The following is a 21,592-nucleotide window of genomic DNA, read 5'->3' on the forward strand; positions in this document are numbered from 1 at the left end:
TTAGACGGTCTGCCGATCGGAGCATCCGGAGGAACGTCAAGCCAGAGAGGTGACGTGGTATGCTCGTCAGGTTCCTGATGCTGGCACTCGTTGTGTCCGTCGCAGCAGCTTTTGCAATGCCCGAGATCCCGCAGCAGCGAGCTCTATCCTCTGCTCTCCTCGCGACGGCGGTGCTGGCAACCGCAATCTTCGCCTCATCCTCCGCAATCGCGAGTCTGGTACGGCGGTCGGGACTCGTTCTCATCCTCATTCTCGCTGTACCGGCGATTTACATGGCCGTCCAGCTCGCGCCAGTTCCTGTCCACGGCCTCGGCAATCCGATATGGGAAACGGCATCGGCCGCCTTGAATGCTCCCCTCGCCGAACGGCTCACGGTGGACGTCCGTGCAACCGTGCAGGCATTCTTGCACTACAGCACTGCCGTCGCCCTCGCGCTCATCACGACCGTCGTCGCGCTGGACAGACAGCGTGCGTGGCAACTCCTCTCCATGCTGGTCGCGATCTCGACGATCGTCAGTGCGTACCTGCTGTTGCGGCAGACGATCGGAGCGGACGGTTTCTCGCGCGGCGATACTCCTGTCCTCGCAGCGACCGGCGCAGTCCCGGCAGTGCTGGGGCTGGTGCTGTCCGCAGCGATGATGACCCGTGCGTTCGAGGACCGCCGCCGTGTCAAGCAACGCCCATTTCGAGTGGCAACGACCCCTTGGTTCGCACTCCTCGCGACACTTCTCTGTCTGTCGGCAATCCTCGCCAGCGGAGACGGGATGGGAACGGCCACAGCGGCATTGCTCGGAGTGGGAATCGTGCTCGCCGCGTTCGCGATCCGGAACTGGTTCTCTGGGGTTTGGGGTATCGCGAGCGTCCTGGCCACGGCTGCCGTGTTGTTTCTGGCGGCCTTCACCCTCATGCCGATAAGGCCTAATGCCGATCTGACAGTCGCCCTGTCCGAGCACCCCCCGGGGGCGACTGAGCGGATGTTGCAGGATGCCGGCCATGCCGGCTCCGGCGCGGGAACCTACGCGGCATTGCTGCCAATCCATCGCGATATTGCCGCGCCGTTGTCACGAGAGCGCCCGACGGCTGCCGCGGCCATCGCAATCGAGATGGGCCGCCCCTTTCTGTACGGCGTGTTGATCGTTGCGGTGGTTGGCGCCGGGGCCTTGCTCAGATGCTCCCTGCGGCGAAGGCATGACTACGTCTACGCGGCCATTGGCGCCGGCGCTGCGACTTCGTTGGTTGTGCTGGCCTTGGTCGAAGACGGCATTCTCGAGTTCGGCGCATCGCTGTTGGCTGCCGCGCTGTTCGGACTTGCGGTCGCCCAAAGCCAGCGTGATACAGGCGCCGTAACCGAGCAGTCGCGGTCGGCGCGGCCCGTCGTTGGACTGGATAGTCCGGGCCCGGCATGCGCGCCAATACGCTCATATGGGATTGGCAATGCATCGATGCGTGTTGGATTGGGCACCATCGCAGTCGCGCTGATCGCGCAAACGGTCTGGCTGCTCGCTCAGCCGTCGTATCCCGGCGGTTTGCCGGTTGAAGCGCTCGTTCCCAATGATGCCTCACGCCAAGCACTTCTGAGAGTGCTGCCGCAGAACTCACTGCGCAGTGATGGAGATTTGCGGTCTGGGAGACCCGCTGCCGCCCCACAGCCCGCGGCCAATGGAGCAGCCGCCTCAAGACCGGAGTTCGGAGTCCATCCTGCCGCGCCGACTGTACTGGCGCAGGCACTGCGGTCCTCGCCATTACGAGGGGATCTTTGGCTCATGCTTGCGGCACTGTCGAGGGAACAAAGATCGGTCGAATACGACGTCGCGGCCTTGCTGAAACTCTCATACTACACAGCTCCAAACGATCTGGCCCTGCTTCCGCTACGACTGACTGCCGCTCTCGGCGAGGCTTCGGTCGTCAGCGATCCCGAATTGCGTGAACTGGTGCAGCGCGACGCCAAGATTGCCTTTGCTAGGCAGCCCGCTCTTCGACCCGCTCTCATTGCTGCCTATCAATCGGCGTCGGCGGAGGGGAAGGCCCTGGTGGACAATCTGATTTCGGAATGGGATTCAGCAGCTCTTCAAAGCATGCGCAAGGAAGTCCCGATCCCGGGACCTAAAACGGATCCACCTTTGCCGAGCCGGACATGGGGTCGAGGGGCGGCGCGGTAGTTCCAAACCCGTTCCGCTTCGATGGGCAGTTCTTCGAGCACGCGCCAGATCCGAAGAGCGTCATTTGGTATCATTTAAATGAAGATATTTTGCTTGATATATTCAATATTAATAATAAATTAAATGCGAATTCCGAGTGCCCCGCCATGAACTTCGTGAACCGGCACCTCCCCGATCGAAACGATACGGCTCGTGTCAGCCTCGAGCCGTCGGTGTCCTCCAGGCATAAATGGCCCCTCCGTTATGACTGGATCGAACCTGTTGCACTCTGTGCCGATATCGCGACGATTTTGTTGGCCAGCATCGTCTCCACATTACTGTACCGGCTCCAAAACGGGCAAGCTGAGGGAGACCATGGCAACGCATTTGGCTTAGCGCTGGTCAGCGCAGCTTGCGTTGCATCCGTGCTGAAGGCTCAAGGTCTTTATCGCCCGATTGAGCTCCTCGTCCTCAAAAATCAGGTTCGGGCCGTCTGCGTGACGTGGGCGTCATTACTGCTCTTGATTTGGGCCGCCGACGGCTTTGCAATTCGGCCGGGCGTATCTCAGGAAGCAGGCCCGCTCTTCGCCATCCTTGGCCTGGGGTTGCTTGTAGCCGAGCGATGGGCTGTCAAATCGCTGCTGATAAGAGGCCTGAGCGAAAGAAGATTTGCCAGCACGAATATCGTTCTAATCACGGACCAGCCGCTTTCGAAAAATGCCGGCCTACCGGAAACCTTGGCTATGCATGGATATTGCATCCAGGGGCGGTTCAGCCTGCCGCCCATTGGGTTCGGTCCCGCCGGTCGCAAGCGCCTCACGTCTCGCGTAATCGACCACATTCGCAACGCCCGGCTCGACCAGGTGGTGGTCGAAGCCAGCCCGGAGCGATGGCCCGAGCTTCGGGCATTTGTTGCCGAGTTGCGGGTATTACCGTTTCCGGTCATATTCGTGCCGGTCGGCACAACAGCCGAATTGCTACGACATCCTACGCGCAGCCTTGGTAGTGCCGTTTGCGTAGAATTGCAGCGCGGTCCCCTTACCCCGTTCGAGTGCGCGGCCAAGCGAATCATTGATATCCTTGGCGCGGGGCTCGCCTTGGCGATATCCGCACCGCTGCTTGCGCTTGCCGCAATCGCAATCAAGCTGGATTCTCCCGGCCCCGTGTTCTTCCGGCAACAACGCTGTGGTTTTAATGGTCGGACATTCTTGATCCGCAAATTTCGGACCATGCACGTGCTCGAGGACGGCAGCGTGATAGTTCAGGCCACCCCGGTCGACCAACGCATCACCCGCGTGGGCAGATGGCTGCGTCGGTCTAGTTTCGATGAACTGCCGCAACTGCTGAATGTGCTCGAGGGCAGCATGTCGCTGGTGGGTCCGCGCCCCCACGCCTTGGCCCACGACGGACAGTTTGACAAGCTCGTGCGAAACTACGCGTTTCGTCGCAGGGTCAGGCCAGGACTGACTGGATGGGCCCAGATCCACGGCTGCCGCGGCGCAACACCTACAGCGTCCATGATCGAAGCACGTGTACAGTACGACCTCTGGTACGTCGACAATTGGAGCCTTCGGCTGGATCTCGCAATCCTGTTGCAAACTCCGATGGAGGTCTTGCGGGGCCGCAACGCCTACTAGGCTCGGTCCCCGCTCAAAGTGCCAAGCTGCGCCGACTGCTGGCGTAACGACGTCTCACGCCCGCTGCCGAAGCTTCGGAGTCGCTGCCCCTATGCGAAACTCCTCGATCCGTCGGCCGGATTTCATGGCAGCAACCAACCACCGCGGCCGCTTGCCACGTCCTGACCAGGTTTCAGAAGTCTGGGGGTTGCGGTACTTCGGCAGCACACGCGGATATTTGCGCCTCTGCTTGCCGGTCGGGGAGACGGCCGGCCCGCCTGTTTCGCCTGTTTCGAACACGGCCATTCCCCCTCCGAGAACCGCCAGGCGCTTCTCCAGTTCCTGCTTTTCCGCCTTGATCCGATCCGACAAAATGCCGCTAATTTCCTCATGAAGCGACCATAGATCGTCCAGAGACATCGCTTCTAGTTCGAGCTTCTTGGTCGACATGCTAGCATCCTGTAGTTGCGCCCATTTAATATTGTCCCGGTCGGCTAATCAAGAACCAAGTGGTCAGCTTAAACAAAAATATGTGGAACTGAACGGCAAGTTCGTGCTCCACATAACTGCGCCGCTGGTTCTAATCAAGTCAAAAAAATGAACTTATCCGCTCAATTTAATAGCGGCCAAAGTAACATTACGCGCCTTACGTGCACCGATGCCCCGACTCAAGTGAAGAACGACACGTTAAGCCGGGCCTGGGATCAATCTGCCACGCCGCACTTTCGACAAATATGCTCGGCATCCGAGGCCGCGTTGCATCGTTCTTACCCTCGGCAACAGGGAGCGTACGACTCAGTTACCCTCAGCGCGAGCCATCGCAGCTGGATTTGTGGCTTCAAGCCTGGATATCAATCAATCTAGCCGCGGCAGCGATGAACCGGCTGATTGCTTCCTGAAGGGCGCCCCAGAGGGCAATCGTAACATCCAATGTTTCTCGTCTGGCTCGCATTAAAAACTGATGAAAATAATCCTCGCAATTAATAATTAAATAATATATTATTATTTATTGTCACGCCAATTTGAAAGACCAGCCTTGGACCTATCCGTATTTTGCGCTCGAAAACGATACTCGGCGTGGAGATGACAAGGTAGTCGGGAGCGTGAGTTGAACGGTGACGAGAATGCTATGCGCAGGCAAGATCTCGAAGCCATGGATTTTGAAGAACTATGGCTCCTCCACGAGGAGCTAACAAAGATTCTTGCTGAAAAGATCACGGCCGAAAAGCGGGAGCTGGAGAAGCGCCTGGCGCAACTCAATCAACCGGAACAGGTCGGTGGGCCCGAAAGCGGGGCGGCAGAGATGGGCCTAGGCCAGCCTCCCCGCCGCAAATACCCAAAGGTCGTACCGAAATACTTCAACCCTCTCAAACCGACAGAAACTTGGTCCGGGCGTGGCAAACAGCCGCGCTGGCTGGTCGCCGCACTACAATCCGGGCACACATTGGAGGAGTTCAGGATTCACGAGAACGGTGAAGCCTCCAACCAGAATGCTGGTGGTCAGGGGCACTGATTGCCCTACCACTGCAAATCCCCGCATGCGCAAAGTCGTTGGATCCAGGGAAGCTGGCGCCCGGTCGGAACCGGCCAATTGAGGTCGTTCGCTTCGGAGCTACCGCCCTAACGGAGCGGCTTGTGATTTTAGGCCTTCCCTGCGCGCACCGCGACGGCCGCCTTCAACAGAAACTGCAGGGTTCCCATCCTCGGCAGGGACCACAATCCACGCCGGCGCGCAGTGGGTTGGATGGTGTCATTCGCTACCTTCCGGTAGTTTCCGAGATCCAGCATCATCATTGCGAGGAAGGGCACGCGCGTGGCTGGAAATCGTGCTTGCATCAACTGTCGCATGAACTGCAGACGGGGAATCAGCCGAGAGCGCAACTCTTGCGGAATCTCGACGCCAAGCAACTCAGCAAGAGCAAACAGCTGGGTTTCAACCGCGTTCTTCATCAATTCGCCCGAGACAAGAGAGGCAAGCTCTTTCCAATCCAGGCCCTCGGCGGAATTGCTCATATCGCGCAATTCAACTAGGTGCCGCAGGTCGAGGTCGCCCAGCCAATAACCGTAGTCTTGAAATTGATCATGGATGATCAACATGAGCGCCCGGTAGGTAGGCGCGGGGATATACACGCGTCCGCGCCCCAGCGGCGCGGGCACACAATGGTTCAGCGGGTGCCCGAAGCTCCGGTAGAGGTACGCGGGACCTGGAGCTGCCCGCTGCAGGTCGATGGTCCCGACATCCTGCGAGCGATTCAGCTCGACATGCCATCTGTGGCTTTCGGGAGGGGTCTCATAGTCAACATCGTAGCCAATTGCGCATAGAGCGGAGACTGCCATTCTGGCTTCGTCCGGCATAACCATAATATCCAGGTCGGACATTAGCCGAACGCCTCGTCGCTCTTCAGGCGCGGTCACCAGCGTCGATGCCCCCTTGAGCATGATTGGCGTAATTCCCAGGTCGTTCATCGCAACGACGGCTTCTTCGAGTTGAGCGACGAGCCGATTGTTCCGCAGCACGTTTCGGCCGTGGATCTGGCGAATATATCCGCAGACGTCCTCCGACAGGACCGGTGCAAATTTGTCGACAAAATCGATGAGCGCCGGTGTCGTCAGAGTCTGATTTGCGAGCCCGATTACGGACGTCCATTCGACATCGACAGGTGGCATGCCTTGCAGGCAATTGCAGAGGCTCGTGAGCGCCGCGCTATGCCTTGCCATTGCATAGATCCATAAGCACGCGGCGAGCCTCCACGGCCTCGCAATAGGTGAGTTGAAGCGATGGCGCGCCCGCGACGATCCGCTTCAAAGCGAAAAAGCCGGCCTGCGAAAGTCTTCCGTCAGCAGCAAATCCGTTGTCGATGAGCCGCTTCATCGAATCCAGTTGATCTATCGCGGTTAGTTCGGCCGGACCGCTCGCGACACGGTTCAAGAAGATGATCCAGCCTGCGGAAAAGCTTTGGTGGTACGCATCCGCAATGGGTACGTATCGCACCAGAACGCCGTCGGAGCGGCGATGCGTCGCGTCGTACCGGCCGCCATGTAGTCGCGAGAGCAAGTCCCACGACCCCTCCTTGAGCGTGAGAGCAAACGGGATGCCGCAGATCGCTCCGTCAGCGCCAACCAGCGCAACGTCATCGCCGGCGTACCGAAGTCCGGCATCCACCAGCTGCAATGTGAGGGTAGACTTTCCGGCTCCCGGCTGGCCGCACAACAATAGTCCCATACCGTCCTTCACAAGAGAAGCGGCATGAAGGGAGAAGGTCCAGCGATCGCTTCGAATAAGCCGCTCGGTGATGTGAGCTTTGATCGTTGGGGCAAGTGCTTCGACTTGACATCTGGAGATGCTGGAATCCTCTCCGCGCAAGAGCACTTGCTCGTCCAGCATCATTGCCTCGATCGCAATGTCGTCGTCGCCGCCGGCGCTCTGGTCCGAAACACAAAACAGCGAACACAGCCGCCTCAAGAGGTCCCGATTTGCAGCCCGGACCCCTATTCGGTGCCGGCCTAGTACCGCCGAGAAGGCAAAATCGGTCGGCATTCGCCAGTCGACCTCGAGCAACGCTCGATCGATCCAGACATCTACGACCTGTCGGGTGAACTGGCGCGCGGTCTGCTCGTCGATGCCTAGGGTCCCAAGCCCCTTACAGGTGTCTTCCAGAGAGGCGCCTTGCGCCAGCTTACACCAGATGAATGCCCCTACTCGGTCCAGTTCAAAGATCTTCTGCCCTGCTTCGCTAAAGAGCATTGATCGACCGTCCAGCAGCGCGAACACTGCATCCGAAGCCGGTCTCAATACCATCTCTGCCGACGATCTTTCCAGCACGGTTCCAACCAATGTGAAGACATCTGCCTCGTCCTGTGCCGACGAAGCGACGACAGCGCCCGGGATGCTAGCGTCGCGGCCCTCGGCAGCCACGAAGTTCAATCTGAACCGTCCGCGGCGTGGCAATTCCCGTCTGCCGGGCACAAGTGACCCAATCGGTCTCGTTTCGAAACGACAATCCGGTCCGGCACGCCACAGCTGACGCCCCTACCCCCTCCCTCCGGAGAAATGTTCAACACCTGCTCTCAAAGAAAGCGCGCTCGCACTCAACCGATGAGCATCCAGGAGGTACCGATAGGCTTCGCGATCGGCACTGCGTTCCCGCAGAATGCGCTCCTTCTCGCCAATACCTACCAATTCGGCACGCATCTGGGCCAACTGCGGCGCATCGGGGGCGAAATCGTACTCGCTAAGAGTTAAATCCCACATTGTCTCCTCCAGCCGAACAAAACCTGGACGAGCTTAGCTTACGTGATCGGCAGCAATTAACAACGATATTTACATCAGTGCCATATAATCAAAATTTATTTCATATTTGAACCGAACCTAACCACCCGTTTACCAAAGCCAAATCGCAGCGCGCGCCGAACTGATGGCAGGTGGCGAGGGATAGGCTGAGCGTACGAAAGGGCCCGCCGCGACAGCCCGCAAAATAAATCGGTCGAGAGTCGCAAACCGGACCGACAACGCGCATTTAATTGCGCATTAAATAAAAAAACGATAATGTTGACGAATTGCGTGAGGGGGGAGTGAGACCAGTGATCCGGTTGGCTGATCTGTCCGTCAAAGGGAAGATATTGGCTTCGTTGCGAGCGGAATATTCGGCACGAAGCCGCAGGGATTTGAACATGCTAATTGTGAGGGGCCTCCCAGAAGCCTTCGGTTGAAGCCGAAGCCTCATTTCATAGGCCTGCCGGCCAAAGCCGGCGGTATCCCCGAGAATTCGCCAAGCAGGAATCCGGTCGGTTGGAGAAGCGTCGTCACGAGCAAGCTGCCCTTTGCTCGACAACGACACCAGGTGCGATGCCCCCCCAAGTAACCCGCACCGACGAGAGCGCACTCCAGCCGACCGGCCCCTTTTTCAGCCGTATGTTTCTGGGAGGCTCACATGGGTATGGTCATGGTCGAGTGTCCGCAAACGGGTCGCGCGATTCCTACCGGCATCAAATCCGATCGCGAGACTTTCCTGCGGAGCATCGTGTTTTTCGGCAATACTCGTTGCCCAATCTGTGAGGCCAATCATAACTGGTTCGCCCGCGAGGCCTGGGTCGAAGAGTCAATCATCCGGACGGTGGATATCCTTCGTGCGGCTCCTTCGCGCTGACATAAATGCCAAGGCCGTTTGAAAGAGCGCGTCCAAATTCCCTTTTCCGATGCGAGCATTTTGGTGCAATGCACTAGAGTGCTCGAAAATATTTCTGCGTATCGTCGTAAAGCGAACGGACGGCTCCGGGATCCATTGCTTACAAATTATTGGCACGTCGTCACAAATTCGATCTTTCCGTCACGGCTTCGGCAAGGCCTGTTGGGGTATTATAGTGAGTAGTGGGTTTTGCAGCCTGGCTGTTCTGCATCATACAGCGATCGAGCTCGTTAGCCTGCTCGCTCAATTGAAGCGGCTCCGGGAGAGAGTACGAAGGGCGGAAGCACGGCGCTCGGGAGAAAGACGGCAATCGGCGTCGCGTGCGCGAAGGCCCCGAGCAACGAGATATCGCACGCGAACGATTCCCAGGTCAGTGCAATTCTGATCATCATGCTGGCTGAATCAAGGACCAGCATGGATGCGCAAGGCCTATTCACCGCAAGCGTGCCGTGTTCTCTCTAGCCCGCTTTCGACAGGCGCTGGCCGGCATACATCGCAGGCTTGAACCCTGATTCCGGCTTTCATCACGACAAAGCCGCATCACAACAGACGGCGCAGAGCGCGTTGGCGCGAGTCCGATCGAGCTCTTCCAGTTTCCTCGCTTCATACTTCCGGCTTCGTTGGACGGAACGCATCGACGACTTTGGAACCGCTGGCTGTGAAGTGGCTCACATTGCGCAAGACAATATACGTGTATCCGTCGTGCTGGGTGGACATGGCAGACGGAGATGCGCATGAAACGCCTCATGCTCTCGCTCATTGCAGCCTTGCTTCTCGCCGGAGCGGCCAACAGCATGCTCAGATCGCACGCACTGTTCGACCAGAGCGGCATGCCATCCATCCAGGAACTGCAGACAGGTCAGGCAAACAAGCTCCCTGAACAGGAGATGCAGGACCGTTCGATCTTGTTTGCGAAAGAACCGGCGCAATAGAGCGAACCGCCCGCTTTCCCGGCTGTCCGTCTTACTCGGCCGCCTCGGTTGCGGGTCGTGACTGTCCGTCGTTTGGCCCCGCTCGTGCCGTCTCCTGGTCGAACCAGAGGCTATGGTGCTCGCGAGCCCAATTGACGTCGACCTCACCCGTGCCCATGGCCTCGAACGCACCTTCCATTCCGATCGTGCCGATATAGATGTGCGCGAGCATCGCCGCGACAAACAAGACGGCCACGACGGAGTGCACCACCTGGGCAATCTGCATGCCCTCGATCCCCGTGCCGTAGAACGGAAACATCAGCGCATAGCCGGTCGCGGCGACGAGCCCGCCGCCGATCACGACGATCCAGTAAATCGCCTTCTGCCCGCCATTGAAGCGATTGGCCGGCGGATGGTCATGCCCGAACAAGCCGCCGCCACGTTTCGCCCATTCGATATCCACCTTGTTGGGAATGTTGCCGCCAATCCACATCAGGAAGATCAGGACCACGCCGAGCGTGAACGGGAAGCTCAGATAATTGTGGGCGTACTTCGCCCATTGCGACCATTCGGAAAAGGCCTCGAAGCCGATCAGCGGCAAGAGCAGCGGCCGGCCGAAGGTGATGTTGAGGCCGGAGATCGCCAGGATGATGAAGCAGGTTGCCGTCATCCAGTGCACGAAGCGCTCGAAGACGTTGAAGCGCACAATGGTACGACCCGATCGGCCACTTTCCAGCCGGACCATGCCGCGGGTGAGATAGAAGATCATGATCAGGGCGGTCATCCCGATGATCGCGATGCCACCGATCCAGCGCAGCGTGACATCGCGGAACTCGCGCCACTCACGTCCCTGTGGCTGCTCCAGGACGCCGGACCGCTGGTCCGGAATGCTCACCCGGCCCTGGATCCGGTTCAGCTCCTGCAGAAGCTGCTGCTCCTTGACCGAACTTGCAGTCGGATTGACCTGTTGAGCACTCGCGGGCGCCGCCATCACTAAGAGAAGCAGCGTGCAGACGCCGAAAGCCAGGCGAATGAACATTCCAAATGACGCCATCACGTCCTCCCCGGTATTGCGCGCCCTCGGCTGCCCACCTCAAGATTCGATCGTCTCGCGATAGGCGGTCTTCCAGCCCCACGCGCCCGAACCATAGCCGCGCTTCATGACCCGCTCTTTGTAGATCTGGGCAATGATCTCGCCGTCGCCGGCGAGCAACGACTTGGTCGAGCACATTTCGGCGCAGAGCGGCAGCTTGCCTTCGGCCAGCCGGTTCGCACCGTATTTCTCGTATTCTTCCTTGCTGCCGTCGGCCTCGGGGCCGCCCGCGCAAAAGGTGCATTTGTCCATCTTGCCGCGCGAGCCGAAATTGCCAACCTTCGGATATTGCGGCGCCCCGAAGGGACAGGCGTAGAAGCAATAGCCGCAGCCGATGCAGAGATCCTTGGAGTGCAGCACCACGGCATCCGCCGTGGTGTAGAAACAGTTCACCGGACACACGGCCGCGCAAGGCGCGTCCGTGCAGTGCATGCAGGCCATCGAGATCGAGCGCTCGCCCGGTTTGCCGTCGTTGATGGTGACGACGCGGCGCCGGTTGATGCCCCAGGGCACCTCGTGTTCGTTCTTGCACGCCGTGACGCAGGCGTTGCATTCGATGCACCGGTCAGCGTCGCAAAGAAACTTCATTCGAGCCATGTTCGTTGCTCCCTCAAGCCGCGACGATCTGACAAAGCGTGACCTTCGGCTCCTGCATGCCCGTCGCCGGGTCGTAGCCGTAGCTCGTGATGGTGTTGGCGCTCTCACCGAGCACGATCGGGTCGGTGCCGGCCGGATAGTTCTTGCGCAGGTCGGCGCCGCCCAGCCAGCCGCCGAAGTGGAACGGCATCCAGGCCACGCCCTTGCCGACACGCTCCGTAACCAGCGCCTTCATCCGGGCGCGCGAATTGTTTTCGGCGCCGCTCACCCAGACCCAGCCGCCGTCCTTGATGCCGCGATCGGCGGCATCGGCGACGCTGATCTCGATGAACATGTCCTGCTGCAATTCCGCGAGCCAGGGATTGGTGCGCGTCTCCTCCCCGCCCCCCTCATACTCCACCAGCCGCCCCGAGGAGAGGATGAGCGGAAACTGCTTTGCGATCCCCTTTTCGACCGCCGCCTTCTGCACGGAGAAGCCGATATTGGGCAGACGGAACTGCTTGGCGTCAGGCAGGGTCGGATACTTCTCCACCAGGTCGACGCGCGGCGTATAGATCGGTTCACGATGCACCGGAATCGGGTCCGGCAGACCGAACGCGTTCATGCGCGCCTTGCCGTTGCCGAAGGGCACGCAGCCGTGCTTCAGCGCGACGCGCTGGATGCCGCCTGAGAGGTCGAGTGCCCAGGATACGGCATCCGGATTAGCCGCGTTGACCTTCTGGATCGTCGCCATTTCAGCCTCGGTGAGATCCTTGTCCCAGCCGAGCTTCTTCAGGCTTGCCAGCGTGAACTCGGGGTAGCCGTCCTCGATCTCCGACCCCTTGGAAAAGGATTTGTCGGCAAGCAGGCTCACCTTCCGCGTCGTGCCGTCCGGCAGTTTTTCCTCGCGCTCGATGCCGAAGCGTGGGCGGAAAGCGCCGCCGCCGTCCATGACATGCAAATTGTTGTTGTAGAGCAGCGGCGAGCCGGGATGTTTCACCTCCGGCGAGCCCCAACACGGCCAAGGCAGGCCGTAATAGTCGCCGCCGACCTCCGGATCGTCCTTCGGCGCGCGCATCGTCACCAGATCGAATTTGTTCTGGTTCTTCATATGCGCCTTGATGCGCTCCGGCGACTGGCCGCAATAGCCGGTCGACCAGCTTCCGCGGTTGATCTCGCGGAGCACGTCCTCCGCGAGCGGAAGGTTGTTCTCGACCTTGATGTTCTTGAACATCTTGTCGGCGAATCCGAACTTCTTCGCCATCAGGTAGATGACCTCGAGATCGTCCTTGGATTCGAAGATCGGCTTGACGATCTGCTCGCCCCACTGCATCGAGCGGTTGGAGGCGACGCGCGATCCCGAGCATTCGAATTGCGTGGCGACAGGCAGGATATAGACGCCGTCCTTCCGTCCGGCCTCGACCGCGAGCGACGCCCAGGTGGTCGGGTGCGGATCCGCGATCACCAGCAGGTCCAGTGCCTTCAAACCCTTCATCGATTCCGGAATGCGGGTGATGCTGTTGCTGGCGTGGCCTTGCACGAATACGGCCTTGACGTTGTCCTTCTGTGCAACGTCGGCCTTCGGCAACAGCGCAGCATCGAACCATCGCGTCAGCGGGATGCCTGGGGTCTCCATCTGCTTCTTCTCGTCGAAGCGGGAGACCAGGTACTCGTAGTCGACCTCCCAGACCCGCGACCAGTGCTTCCAGGCGCCTTCCGCAAGGCCGTAATAGAACGGCAGGGTCACGATATCGAGGCCAACGTCGGTTGCGCCTTGCACGTTGTCATGGCCGCGCAGGATGTTGGCACCGGCGCCCGCCTTGCCGACATTGCCGGTCATCAGCAGCGCGATGCAGCTCGCCCGCACATTGGCCGTGCCGACGGTGTGCTGGGTCTGCCCCATGCACCAGATGATGGTCGCGGGCTTCACGGTCGCGAACATCTTGGCGACGCGTTCGAGCTGCGCAGCGGGCACGCCGGTGACGCGTTCGACCTCCTGCGGATTCCACTTCTCGACCTCCTTGCGCAAATCGTCGAAACCGTAGACGCGCGAGGCGATGAACTCCTTGTCCTCCCAGCCGTTCTTCAGGATGTGCCACATCATGCCGTAGAGCACGGGAATGTCCGTGCCGGGACGGATCCGAACATATTCGGTGGCATGGGCCGCGGTGCGGGTCAGGCGCGGATCGAAGACGATGAAGTTCGCCTTGTTGAGCTCCTTCGATTCCAGGAGATGCTGCATGCTGACGGGATGCGCCTCCGCGGCATTGCTACCGATGAACAGCATCGTCTTGGAGTTGCGCATGTCGTTGATGCTGTTGGTCATGGCACCGTAGCCCCAGGTATTGGCGACGCCCGTGACCGTGGTGGAATGGCAGATACGCGCCTGGTGGTCGGTGTTGTTGGTCCCCCAGAACGCGCCGAGCTTGCGGAACAGATAGGAGCCCTCGTTCGTCATCTTGGCGGAACCGAGCCAGTAGACGGAATCGCTGCCCGATTTTTCGCGAACCTGTAAGAGCAAGTCGCCGATCTCGTTCACCGCGGTGTCCCAGGACACGCGCGTCCATTGGCCGTTCACAAGCTTCATCGGATAGCGCAACCGCCGATCACTGTGCACGAGCTCGCGTACGGAGGCACCTTTCGCACAATGTGAGCCGCGGTTGATCGGCGAATCCCAGCTCGGCTCCTGGCCGATCCAGACGCCGTTGAGCACTTCCGCGGTCACCGTGCATCCGACGGCGCAATGAGTGCAGATGCTCTTCTTGACGACGGCCCCGGCCGCGAGCGGTCCGGCCACCGCGGCTTCCGCCTTGCGCACACTGCCGATCGGCATGGTGCTGAGTGCCGCAAGCGCGCCGCCGGCAAGGCCGGACCTGCGCAGGAAGGAACGGCGATCCAGACCGCCGGCCTGACCCGCAAGGGATTCAGCGACGGAGCCGCGACGATCGGAACGCTGGTGTGTTCGCTTGATAAGCACGGGAAGCCTCCCTCAAGCCGGATAGCGATTGACGCGGTAATAGGTTTTTACGTGGTCGGATTCCTTGTAGCGCGCCTTGCGCTTCTCATCGTTGTTCTCGCTGTCGGCTTGTGCCGGCCCGACCAGCGGTGTCGCGAGCGTCGCGCCGGCGCCGACCGTGCCGATGCCGACCTTGCGCAGGAAATCGCGGCGTCCCACCTTGGCTTTCGTCTCGTCACTCATCGCATCTCTCCCGCACCGACGCGCGTCGGTCAGTTGGCGAATGTGAATGCTTCCGTCTCGATCTCGATAAAGGCACGGCCGAGCGCCCCCACGACCCGATAGAATCGGGCGTTGTCGGTGCTTTCCATGTCGGCGAACAGCCGCCCGATCCAGGGCGACACGTGTTTTTCAAAAAAGGCGCGTTGAGCCTCCGGCGAGGCGTCGAGGCTGCCGTCGGCAAAGCCCGACATGATCTCGCAGAGGATGGCGGCGTGATCCTCGGGCTCGGAATTGTTGGCGACCCGCTCGATGCCGAGCGCGGCCATATCCGCGCGCAGCCGTGACAACGGCCGCTCGTTGAGGAAGCCGGTGAGGTAGTACGAGGCATAGGGCAGCAATTCCCCGCGGCCGAGCCCGACGAACAGGTCGAAATATTCGCGCTCGGCTTTCGCCGCGACAGCGCTTGAGGCCGCCTCAGCCAGCGCAACATGCGCGCGCCCGAGCGGCGTCGCGTCGCCCGTCAACATGGAAAGCTGGTCGAGCAATCGTCGCGACGGTGGCGCAGATAGAAGCGTTGCCAGAAGCGCGTATTCCTGCGCGCGCGCCGCATCGACGGGATCGAGTGGTTCTGCGGAGAAGGCCTGTTCGCTGTAGAGATCGGGCCGCAGATCGTTGCGAGCTACGCCGGTGGCGGCTTCGACTGCAACCACCCGTTGTGCGGGTACCTTGGTCCAGTTCGAGACGGATGGCTGGCTGATGCCGATTTTGCGCGCAAGCTCGGCTATGCCGCCCGCGGCATCGATCGCGCGATCAAGACCGTCATCCCGCACGTGGACCTCCCATCCGAGTCCCGTCTGCCTAGTCCCACCTGCTCGATTATTCTTTTGTTACAAAGCAGTATGGAGGGTAGTCCTGGTTCCACGGACGGTCAATCGCTTGGCCATAGCCGGAGGCTATAGCCTTTCGTCGCGCTGCTCAGGACGGCAGTGCACCACCATGCGTGCGCGGCATGACGGGCTCGGCAAAATCCGCGTTTCTCTCCGCCACGATCGGTTGCGCTGCAACAGGGGCTGTTGGCAGTTCCGGCGCATTCGCCTGCTCAGGAGCCTCGAGGGCAGCGCTCGTGTCGGCTTGATGCAATTCCTCCGAAGAATCCGCTGATTCACCAAGCGCATCGGGCAATGACTCTGCCACTTCGCGCACACCGCCAATGACGCGATCGACGAGAGCCGCCAGTTCTTCCGAGGTACAATCCAGCGGTCCAAATCCCGGCATTGCGGTCGGGTCGTTGAAATCCCATGCGTTCTCCGCAAGCCCGACGAAGTCGCGGATGGCAGGATCGGCGACCCAAGCGCGGCGAAGGGCCGCACGGCTCAACTCCTGTGGAATACCCTTGCGCAGGAACGCGGTGACGTCGGTCGCAGCGTTGATCTCGTCGATCGATGGCAGGCTTGAGAGGTCGAACTCGCTCTCGCCGTCCTTCGCAACGTCCTTTGCACCATCCTTGGCCTCGGGCGGCGGCGCGGGCTGCGCCTCGGCAGGCTTCGCCGGCTCTGGTCGCGACTCGCGCTTGCGGCGGGACCAACGCGCAAGGAACTCTTCCTCGCTCATTCCTGTCCGCCTTCATGTTCGCGCCGGGCGAGCGCCTCGGGGTCAGCCCGGCGCCGCTTGCGCTTGACGAATTCCCGCTCAACATGGTGCTCGACAATGAAGCTTTCAATCGCCTCCCTCAGCACCTCCGGCATCGGCACCGCCTCGACGAGATTGTCGGCAGCCTCGGTAAAGCCCTCGCCTTCCGAGGGATCGGCGGTAACGGTCGTGACGACATAGGGCCACACGCCTTCCGAAGGGGACAGCACGGTCCAGATGCTCGGACTGCCGGAGGCGAGATTGTCGCGATAGCGCGCCGTCTCGGAGGGATAAAGATCCACGGTCGCGCTTCCGGCATAGAACAGCGTCGTGCCGTCCTGCTCGCGAAGCACGGTCCAGGGTCTCATGGCGGGCTCGTCCGGCAGGATGGCGACGCCACGCCAGATGAAATCGACCCAAGGGGAGTCGGCCTTGCGCCGCTCGACCACGACACCGACCGGAATCGACAGCAATGGCAGCGCCGCGGGGCTCATGTCACCATCTCCAGACGTTTGACCGGCAAGCCTGTCAGCAGATTCTGGGGCTTCATGCGCAGTTTTTGATCCGCCGACATCGACAGGATCAGGTAGACCGGCTCGTCCTCGACATCGTCGAGCGCGAGCATTGAATCGACGAAGGTGAGGCGGAAGAGCGCGAGCACACGCTCGGCGCTGGGCCCGTCGAGGTCCTCGCCGTGCCAGAGACGATCGCCGAGCCTTGTGGCATCGGCATCGAGCCCGACATACCAGGTGAGCTTTGCGTCCTGCAGTGCGCGCAGCGGTTCGATCGTGACGTCCAAACCGAGCAGATGAGAGAGCCAGCGCCTCATCACCTGCGCCAGGGCGGTCGGCCCCAAGCCGTCGGCCGTGAGGTCGAAGGCCATGTCGAACTGGTCGCTGCGCTGCCAATAGGCAGCAACATTCTCCGCGTTCAAGACATCGACCACCGCATCGGTTGTGGCGCCCAGCATCGACATCAGCGATAGCACCGGAGTTGGGCTAATTCCGCCGACAATCTCCTCGTCGCCGAGCAGCAGGGCCTGCTCATGCGGCAGAATCCGCTGGGCCCGGAAGAACAGTTCGGCCGCGCGCAGCACGAACGGATCGTCGCAACCGTCGAGCGCATTGCGCAGGATGACGTGCACGAGCTGATTGACGAACAGCGGCGGCAGATCGTTCGCGCCTGCGCGCACCGTTGCAAGATAAGCAGCTTCGAGCGTCGGATGCCGCAACAGGAGATCGCGAAAGGCCAGCACGAACTGCCAGTTCTCCCGGGCGTCGGGATCGGCAATACCGGCGATTTCGCCGGCGCTGACCGGTTGGCGCGGATCGGAGAGCAATTCCCGGTGCAGCCGGCGTTCGACCTGACACGCATCCTCCGGCGGCATCAGTTCGGGACGGGCAAAATAGGCCTTGAGGAATTCGTCGGTAACGCGGAGCCCGCCGCCCTCGTCGCGATCGAGCAGATGATGGCCGCAGGCAATCCAGAAATCGTTCATCTGGCAGTTGGCCTCCGGCCCAGATCCACAAGCTTGAGATTGCCGTCAGGCTCGATGTCGTCCTCCATTTCCATGAACGAGAACGCCTTGCCGTGCCCCTGCCCTTCGCGCAGTTGCAGTCGGCGGAAGGACTCGCGGACCTCGCCGTCGCTTACGGCCCGGTGCACCGCAACAAGGGAGCTGATCGGATGGCTGCAGAGCGACTGCGAAAACGCCACCTCCTCTTCTGCGGCGCTCTTCGCTGTCGCCATATCCGGCGCGCCGAAACGATCGACCAGTTGCCCGGCAAGGAGATCGACCAGGTTGCGGTAATCGTCCTCGGTGGCCGGAACGATCTGCGCCAGCGTCGACCAGCCCCAGGACTGCACCCCGAGGAAACCGCCGCGGAAGGCCGCGCGCGCCTTGCCCTCGAGCTTCGCAGGATCGCAATCCCAAAAGCGGAAAACGCCGGAGACGGCCCATTCGCCCGGCTCTGCCGCCACGTCAAACACGAATGTGTCGGAGGGATCGAGCGCGATGGTACGCAGGAGCTTCACAGCCGCGGCCCCCCGAGTGCCGGATCGAGCCAGGATGGGGTCGCAAGCGCCTGGACGAGGTCGCCACGCTCGATCGCGCCCGCCCCAACCCGGCGCGTCAGCAGATCGCCGAGATCGTCGATGCGCCGCACGGTCTGTCGCTCGCGCGGCATACGCGAGACATAATCGCGCGCGACACCGTCAAAACCGTCTGCCTGCCAGCCGTCAATCACCAGCATCAGGTGCCGGGCAAAGCTCTCTGTCAATTGCTCGGCGCCGGCCTCACCAAACCCTTCCTGGTCGAGCGCCGAGGCAAGCGGGTGAACGCCCGGCTCGTCGTCGTCCATGGCAACCGTCCGGATCATGGCGCCAAACACCAGCCATGGCGGCGGTGTGTCTTCGTCGGCGTCGCGTGGCCATCCCAACCGTCCGCCGCCGACCAATCCCCCGTCGACCCTGACCGCGTCAGGCCAATCGATGGTGATCGGCTTGCTCGGCGGCGCATAGGCGCGCAGCGCATCGGTGAGTGCGACCATGCCGGCGTAGAACGCGCGACGCGCGCTGCACAGAGGCTCTCGGGGCTCAAGGACCACGGCAAACTCAGCAAGATCGAAGCGGCCGACATAGACCAATGTGCCCGCACCACTCTCCGGTGCAATGCGGCATGCATGGGCAAAAGCATCGCCACTCTCGCGCAGCCGCACCAAGGTGAACGGCGGCGGCAGGCGGATCGGTTCCACCGGGGAAACGTGGCTGACTGGGGTCGACGGCAGGCCGTCCTCCGCTTTCCTTTTCTTCCCGATGGATAATGTCTATACGAGGCAAAGGGCCGGCGCGAGTCCACAGTCGGCGCCCGACTAGCGGAGGGATTAACCTGTCGCAGCCGTCGAAGACCGTCTTGATCTGCTCGTGCGAAGACACGATGCGTCTCGACATGGCCGCGATCCGGCGCGGATGTCCGAACAGCGAGATCAGAGGCTTTCGCCATCTCTGCGGGCCCGAACTCGATCATTTTCGCAAGGCAGCCGCGGAGACTGGCCCGCTGACGGTCGCCTGCACGCAGCAGGCCGCGCAGTTTTCGGACGAGGCCGGCGAACGGGCCAAGGCGATCAGCTTTGTCAATATCCGTGAGACGGCCGGCTGGTCACACGAAGGGGCGCGCGCCGGCGCGAAAATGGTCGCCCTGTTGGCGGCCGCCTCCATCCCGGCGCCCGACTATCCGCTGGTCACCCTGTCGAGCGACGGCGTGATCCTGATCTATGGGCGCAACGAAGCTGCGATCGAGGCCGGCCGGCTGCTTGCGGATCACCTCGACGTCACGGTCATGCTGAAGCAGATCAGTGACACCGTGCCGCAGGCGGCAACGGTCTTCCCGATCGTGAGGGGCACCATCCGCTCTGCAAAAGGACACTTTGGCGCCTTCGAGCTCATGATCGACGACTATGCCAGGCCCCGCCCCTCCTCGCGCGATCGCTTCGTGCTTGACGCTTCCCGAGACGGAGTGACGTCGCACTGCGATATCGTGCTGGACCTTTCGGGCGGGATGCCGCTGTTTCCCGCACACGACCTGCGCGACGGGTATCTCCGCGCCGACCCGAACGATCCCGCCGCGGTGCTGCGCGCCGTCTTGACCGCACGCGACCTCGTCGGCAGCTTCGACAAGCCGAAATATGTCGACGTTACGCCCGGTCTTTGCGCCCATTCGCGCTCGAAGCGCACGGGGTGCCATCGCTGCCTCGATCTCTGCCCGACCGGCGCAATCACGCCCGCCGGCGATCATGTCGCTGTTGATCCGAACATCTGCGCGGGCTGCGGGCAATGCGCCGCCGCCTGCCCGACTGGCGCTGCATCTTACACGTTACCGCCCGCCGATACGCAGCTTCAAAGACTTCGCGCCATGCTGCTCGCCTACCACGCGGCCGGCGGCGCCAACGCGGTGCTGCTGTTCCATGACGGCTCGCACGGCACACCGTTGATCGAAGCTCTGGCACGACATGGCGACGGTCTTCCCGCGAACGTGCTTCCCTTTGTCGTCAACGAACTCACGCAGGTCGGGTTGGAAGCGATCGTCGGCGCATTCGCTTATGGTGTAACAGCCGTGCGCTATCTGCTGCGCGCAAAGCCGCGCCACGATGTGACCGGACTATCGCAGACGATCGGCATGGCCGATGCGATCCTTGGCGGTCTCGGCTTTGATGGCCAGCGCGTCGCCACGATCGAGACCGACGACCCTGACGCGCTCGGCAGCCATCTGACCGGCATCGGCCCGCTTGCGGCGGTCGCAACACCGGCGACCTTCAGAACCGTCGGCAAGCGGCGCGACCTCCTGCGCTTCGGCCTCAGCGAGCTGCATCGTCTTGCGCCAAAGCCGGTGGACGTGATTGCGCTGCCGCAGGGCGCTCCAGTCGGCGCGATCAGCGTCGACACGGACGGGTGCACGCTGTGTCTCTCGTGTGTCTCCGCCTGCCCGACCGGCGCGCTGCGCGACGATCCCGAGCGGCCGGTGCTGAAATTCATCGAGGACGCCTGCGTGCAATGCGGCCTGTGCCAGACCACCTGTCCGGAAAAGGTCATCACGCTCAAGCCGCAGATCGATTTCCGCGCCGCCCGCGCTCCCGCCGCGGTCATCAAGGAAGAGGAGCCCGCGCTCTGTGTCCGCTGCGGCACGGCGTTCGGGGTGAAGAGCACGATCGACCGGATCGCCGCCAAGCTCGAGGGGCGGCACTGGATGTATCCCGCCGGCGACAAACGGATCGAGGCGCTCAAGATGTGCGCCGACTGCCGCGTCATCGTCATGAGCGAGCAGCAGTTCAATCCGTTCAAGGGCATTCCCGAACGCACGCCGCCGCGAACGACGGACGACTACCTACGTCAGCGCGAGGGCAAGGACTAGACAAGACCAGCAGACATCTACGCAGGGGCAGGAAACCAGGGGAAGCATCACCATGTCTCGTTTGATCACAGCTCTGTCGACGTGCTTGATCTCCATCGCTTTCGCCGGCACAGCGGCCGAAGCTGCCGCTCCTCCACTGACCAAGGCACAAAAGGTTGCCGTGAAACAGGCGATCGCCGCCTGCAAAGCCGAGGCCAAGGGCAAGAAGATCGCATGGCTGTCGCGTCGCAAATACGTCAATCACTGCGTCGCGGAAGCGCTCAAGGAGCACCCCAGCATCGACGTCATTCAGATCCTCAAGCAACATCCGGAGATGAGGGATCTTCCGATGGACAATTGGGATTCGATCTGAGAGGCAG

21 protein-coding genes are annotated in these 21,592 nt (G+C 61.4%); 7 read left to right on the top strand and 14 right to left on the bottom strand.

The window, feature by feature from the left end:
• Positions 1-59 precede the first annotated feature (59 nt).
• Both CIT37_RS25705 and CIT37_RS25710 read left to right on the top strand, forming a co-directional pair.
• Positions 60-2,159 carry a hypothetical protein gene (locus tag CIT37_RS25705; RefSeq protein WP_095426576.1) on the top strand — a complete coding sequence of 700 codons (2,100 nt, stop codon included), beginning with the start codon at positions 60-62 and terminating at the stop codon, positions 2,157-2,159.
• A 146-nt stretch (positions 2,160-2,305) separates the two neighbouring features.
• A complete protein-coding gene (locus tag CIT37_RS25710) occupies positions 2,306-3,775 on the top strand; it encodes an exopolysaccharide biosynthesis polyprenyl glycosylphosphotransferase (RefSeq protein WP_028143634.1) in 1,470 nt (489 codons plus the stop codon).
• Between the two features lie 54 nt (positions 3,776-3,829).
• Here CIT37_RS25710 and CIT37_RS25715 read toward each other — a convergent pair whose 3' ends face one another.
• On the bottom strand, positions 3,830-4,204 hold the full coding sequence (locus CIT37_RS25715) for an H-NS histone family protein (protein WP_095426575.1): 375 nt from the start codon (positions 4,202-4,204) through the stop codon (positions 3,830-3,832).
• A gap of 679 nt (positions 4,205-4,883) precedes the next feature.
• Between CIT37_RS25715 and CIT37_RS25720 the strand changes: the two genes are divergently transcribed.
• Positions 4,884-5,267: an H-NS histone family protein gene (locus CIT37_RS25720; protein WP_028143632.1), complete on the top strand. Its 384-nt coding sequence runs from the start codon at positions 4,884-4,886 to the stop codon at positions 5,265-5,267.
• A 128-nt stretch (positions 5,268-5,395) separates the two neighbouring features.
• Here CIT37_RS25720 and CIT37_RS25725 read toward each other — a convergent pair whose 3' ends face one another.
• From CIT37_RS25725 to CIT37_RS25735, 3 genes are all read right to left on the bottom strand, one after another.
• The gene (locus CIT37_RS25725) at positions 5,396-6,472 is read right to left on the bottom strand and encodes a nucleotidyltransferase family protein (RefSeq protein ID WP_240536270.1); all 1,077 of its coding nucleotides are present in this window, start codon (positions 6,470-6,472) and stop codon (positions 5,396-5,398) included.
• Entirely contained in the window at positions 6,459-7,670 is a 1,212-nt protein-coding gene (locus CIT37_RS25730) for a serine/threonine protein kinase (protein ID WP_244429138.1), read from the bottom strand. The genes CIT37_RS25725 and CIT37_RS25730 overlap by 14 nt, the downstream gene beginning before the upstream one ends.
• A gap of 114 nt (positions 7,671-7,784) precedes the next feature.
• Positions 7,785-8,006: a hypothetical protein gene (locus CIT37_RS25735; RefSeq protein WP_240536271.1), complete on the bottom strand. Its 222-nt coding sequence runs from the start codon at positions 8,004-8,006 to the stop codon at positions 7,785-7,787.
• 679 nt (positions 8,007-8,685) lie between these two features.
• Between CIT37_RS25735 and CIT37_RS25740 the strand changes: the two genes are divergently transcribed.
• Together CIT37_RS25740 and CIT37_RS25745 are read left to right on the top strand one after the other, a co-directional pair.
• On the top strand, positions 8,686-8,901 hold the full coding sequence (locus tag CIT37_RS25740) for a hypothetical protein (RefSeq protein WP_038948928.1): 216 nt from the start codon (positions 8,686-8,688) through the stop codon (positions 8,899-8,901).
• 773 nt (positions 8,902-9,674) lie between these two features.
• Complete coding sequence (locus CIT37_RS25745; RefSeq protein WP_240536272.1) at positions 9,675-9,872, top strand: hypothetical protein; 198 nt, start codon at positions 9,675-9,677, stop codon at positions 9,870-9,872.
• A gap of 31 nt (positions 9,873-9,903) precedes the next feature.
• Here the strand turns inward: CIT37_RS25745 and CIT37_RS25750 are convergent, their stop codons facing one another.
• The 10 genes from CIT37_RS25750 to CIT37_RS25795 form a co-directional block, all read right to left on the bottom strand.
• A complete protein-coding gene (locus CIT37_RS25750; RefSeq protein ID WP_038948932.1) occupies positions 9,904-10,905 on the bottom strand; it encodes a formate dehydrogenase subunit gamma in 1,002 nt (333 codons plus the stop codon).
• A 39-nt stretch (positions 10,906-10,944) separates the two neighbouring features.
• On the bottom strand, positions 10,945-11,541 hold the full coding sequence (gene fdh3B, locus CIT37_RS25755) for a formate dehydrogenase FDH3 subunit beta (RefSeq protein ID WP_028143626.1): 597 nt from the start codon (positions 11,539-11,541) through the stop codon (positions 10,945-10,947).
• Between the two features lie 13 nt (positions 11,542-11,554).
• The gene (locus CIT37_RS25760) at positions 11,555-14,497 is read right to left on the bottom strand and encodes a formate dehydrogenase subunit alpha (RefSeq protein ID WP_028143625.1); all 2,943 of its coding nucleotides are present in this window, start codon (positions 14,495-14,497) and stop codon (positions 11,555-11,557) included.
• Positions 14,498-14,509: 12 nt separating this feature from the next.
• Complete coding sequence (locus CIT37_RS25765) at positions 14,510-14,719, bottom strand: twin-arginine translocation signal domain-containing protein (protein WP_028143624.1); 210 nt, start codon at positions 14,717-14,719, stop codon at positions 14,510-14,512.
• Positions 14,720-14,748: 29 nt separating this feature from the next.
• Positions 14,749-15,528: a molecular chaperone TorD family protein gene (locus CIT37_RS25770; protein ID WP_028143623.1), complete on the bottom strand. Its 780-nt coding sequence runs from the start codon at positions 15,526-15,528 to the stop codon at positions 14,749-14,751.
• A 145-nt stretch (positions 15,529-15,673) separates the two neighbouring features.
• Positions 15,674-16,309, bottom strand: a complete 636-nt coding sequence (locus CIT37_RS25775) for a DUF3306 domain-containing protein (protein ID WP_095426574.1) — start codon at positions 16,307-16,309, stop codon at positions 15,674-15,676.
• On the bottom strand, positions 16,306-16,821 hold the full coding sequence (locus tag CIT37_RS25780; RefSeq protein ID WP_028143621.1) for a DUF3305 domain-containing protein: 516 nt from the start codon (positions 16,819-16,821) through the stop codon (positions 16,306-16,308). The genes CIT37_RS25775 and CIT37_RS25780 overlap by 4 nt, the downstream gene beginning before the upstream one ends.
• Positions 16,818-17,825, bottom strand: coding sequence for a DUF6352 family protein (locus CIT37_RS25785; RefSeq protein ID WP_095426573.1), 1,008 nt, complete (start codon positions 17,823-17,825; stop codon positions 16,818-16,820). The genes CIT37_RS25780 and CIT37_RS25785 overlap by 4 nt, the downstream gene beginning before the upstream one ends.
• Positions 17,822-18,361 carry a DUF6505 family protein gene (locus CIT37_RS25790; RefSeq protein ID WP_028143619.1) on the bottom strand — a complete coding sequence of 180 codons (540 nt, stop codon included), beginning with the start codon at positions 18,359-18,361 and terminating at the stop codon, positions 17,822-17,824. Before CIT37_RS25790 ends, CIT37_RS25785 begins: the two co-directional genes overlap by 4 nt.
• The gene (locus CIT37_RS25795) at positions 18,358-19,080 is read right to left on the bottom strand and encodes a biotin/lipoate--protein ligase family protein (RefSeq protein WP_240536273.1); all 723 of its coding nucleotides are present in this window, start codon (positions 19,078-19,080) and stop codon (positions 18,358-18,360) included. Before CIT37_RS25795 ends, CIT37_RS25790 begins: the two co-directional genes overlap by 4 nt.
• A gap of 182 nt (positions 19,081-19,262) precedes the next feature.
• Here CIT37_RS25795 and CIT37_RS25800 point away from each other — a divergent pair, with 182 nt between their 5' ends.
• Positions 19,263-21,233 (top strand): 4Fe-4S binding protein, encoded by a 1,971-nt coding sequence (locus CIT37_RS25800; RefSeq protein WP_038970428.1) that lies wholly within the window; start codon positions 19,263-19,265, stop codon positions 21,231-21,233.
• A 52-nt stretch (positions 21,234-21,285) separates the two neighbouring features.
• Positions 21,286-21,585: a hypothetical protein gene (locus CIT37_RS25805; protein WP_038948941.1), complete on the top strand. Its 300-nt coding sequence runs from the start codon at positions 21,286-21,288 to the stop codon at positions 21,583-21,585.
• Positions 21,586-21,592: the final 7 nt, after the last annotated feature.

The sequence above is a fragment of the Bradyrhizobium ottawaense genome, from assembly GCF_002278135.3.
Lineage (GTDB): Bacteria > Pseudomonadota > Alphaproteobacteria > Rhizobiales > Xanthobacteraceae > Bradyrhizobium > Bradyrhizobium ottawaense.

Excerpts from the sequence above, each read along its gene's own strand:
- CIT37_RS25705 (WP_095426576.1), top strand. The coding sequence starts at position 60 with ATGCTCGTCAGGTTCCTGATGCTGGCACTCGTTGTGTCCGTCGCAGCA.
- CIT37_RS25805 (WP_038948941.1), top strand. The coding sequence starts at position 21,286 with ATGTCTCGTTTGATCACAGCTCTGTCGACGTGCTTGATCTCCATCGCT.
- CIT37_RS25735 (WP_240536271.1), bottom strand. The coding sequence starts at position 8,006 with ATGTGGGATTTAACTCTTAGCGAGTACGATTTCGCCCCCGATGCGCCG.
- CIT37_RS25765 (WP_028143624.1), bottom strand. The coding sequence starts at position 14,719 with ATGAGTGACGAGACGAAAGCCAAGGTGGGACGCCGCGATTTCCTGCGC.
- CIT37_RS25740 (WP_038948928.1), top strand. The coding sequence starts at position 8,686 with ATGGGTATGGTCATGGTCGAGTGTCCGCAAACGGGTCGCGCGATTCCT.
- CIT37_RS25745 (WP_240536272.1), top strand. The coding sequence starts at position 9,675 with ATGAAACGCCTCATGCTCTCGCTCATTGCAGCCTTGCTTCTCGCCGGA.
- fdh3B (WP_028143626.1), bottom strand. The coding sequence starts at position 11,541 with ATGGCTCGAATGAAGTTTCTTTGCGACGCTGACCGGTGCATCGAATGC.
- CIT37_RS25750 (WP_038948932.1), bottom strand. The coding sequence starts at position 10,905 with ATGGCGTCATTTGGAATGTTCATTCGCCTGGCTTTCGGCGTCTGCACG.
- CIT37_RS25710 (WP_028143634.1), top strand. The coding sequence starts at position 2,306 with ATGAACTTCGTGAACCGGCACCTCCCCGATCGAAACGATACGGCTCGT.
- CIT37_RS25800 (WP_038970428.1), top strand. The coding sequence starts at position 19,263 with ATGCGTCTCGACATGGCCGCGATCCGGCGCGGATGTCCGAACAGCGAG.
- CIT37_RS25780 (WP_028143621.1), bottom strand. The coding sequence starts at position 16,821 with ATGAGCCCCGCGGCGCTGCCATTGCTGTCGATTCCGGTCGGTGTCGTG.
- CIT37_RS25715 (WP_095426575.1), bottom strand. The coding sequence starts at position 4,204 with ATGTCGACCAAGAAGCTCGAACTAGAAGCGATGTCTCTGGACGATCTA.
- CIT37_RS25720 (WP_028143632.1), top strand. The coding sequence starts at position 4,884 with ATGCGCAGGCAAGATCTCGAAGCCATGGATTTTGAAGAACTATGGCTC.
- CIT37_RS25775 (WP_095426574.1), bottom strand. The coding sequence starts at position 16,309 with ATGAGCGAGGAAGAGTTCCTTGCGCGTTGGTCCCGCCGCAAGCGCGAG.
- CIT37_RS25785 (WP_095426573.1), bottom strand. The coding sequence starts at position 17,825 with ATGAACGATTTCTGGATTGCCTGCGGCCATCATCTGCTCGATCGCGAC.
- CIT37_RS25725 (WP_240536270.1), bottom strand. The coding sequence starts at position 6,472 with ATGGCAAGGCATAGCGCGGCGCTCACGAGCCTCTGCAATTGCCTGCAA.